The organism is Candidatus Kurthia intestinigallinarum (assembly GCF_003991225.1).
Classification (GTDB): Bacteria; Bacillota; Bacilli; order Bacillales_A; family Planococcaceae; genus Kurthia; species Kurthia populi.
In genome coordinates, this window is record NZ_JTFC01000172.1 from 1 (window position 1) to 1,062 (window position 1,062).

At 46.5% G+C, this 1,062-nt stretch carries 1 protein-coding gene; it reads right to left on the bottom strand.

Going from position 1 to position 1,062, the window contains the following annotated elements:
- Positions 1–1,062, bottom strand: a 1,062-nt coding sequence (locus QI30_RS19520; RefSeq protein ID WP_126992127.1) for a primase C-terminal domain-containing protein, incomplete at both ends; no start/stop codon positions are given.

The following is a 1,062-nucleotide window of genomic DNA, read 5'->3' on the forward strand; positions in this document are numbered from 1 at the left end:
CTGAGGCATTTTAAGCGCCGCACAGAGCTCTTTTTGCGTTAGCCATACAAATGGCTCGTCAGGCACAGAAAGGTCCTTTAAATAAGCGATAATGTCGTTTTCCCACTCATCGTAGTGGCTGCGCACGCGATCTTTACGTGCTTTCTTATGTTTGTACCAATATGTACTACCGAGGTTTACTTTGATATCGCCGCCGTTGTGTACGTACGTTTCCAGTAGCGCTTCCACGTACTCACGCTTTGCCCCACGATATTCGCCACTGTACGCTGAGTTAATGATGGCGCGCATTTCAAAGATGTTTAGCGGGTAACGAAGGTTCGAGTTAAATTCGTCCATCATATCGTACGTACGACCTTTGTCGATGCCTTCTTGGAAGCATGTTAAAGCGAGCGTGAACAATGTATTGTTACGCCCTAGTTGCCCTTTTTTCCCTTTGATATCCGTCGCATGAAGCAGCGCTGTGAACCATTCAGCGTGCAGTAAGTTATTTGTCGTTAGCTTACGTGGCACAACATACAGCGTACGGCCATGATCGTCATCGACACGTTGAGACCATTGAATAAGCTCTGCTGGCGTGTAACGTGCTTCGCTATACCAGCGAATGTTGTCGTCTGTCGGCACGCGGAAAAAGCCAAAGTCGTTGCAGTATTGATCCGCGCCAACTTCTGCAAGGCTTTGTTTAATGTTTTCAGCGATACGTTTCACCACTTTTAAGCTACGGAAGTCGTTCTTATTTGAAATGAAAAACGGCTTATCGAGTAAGAAATACACTTGATAACCGCGTGGCGATTCGACGATCAATGACGGTTCACCAATCGACTCGTCGATACAAGCAAGCAGAATGTCGTTGATGCTGTGATCTTTCGTATCGATGTCGACAACGAACGTATTAATTTGAGACAGGTTCTTTTCTTCAAAGCCTTTTATGTATGTGCGCGCAGGATCTGCATATTCGCCGTAGCAGTACACGTTTGGCGTCCAGTGAGACAATGAAGGCGCGTCTTTCACCAATGTTTCTTTAGACGTCACGATATAACCGCGAACGCGCCCATTGGCGAAATG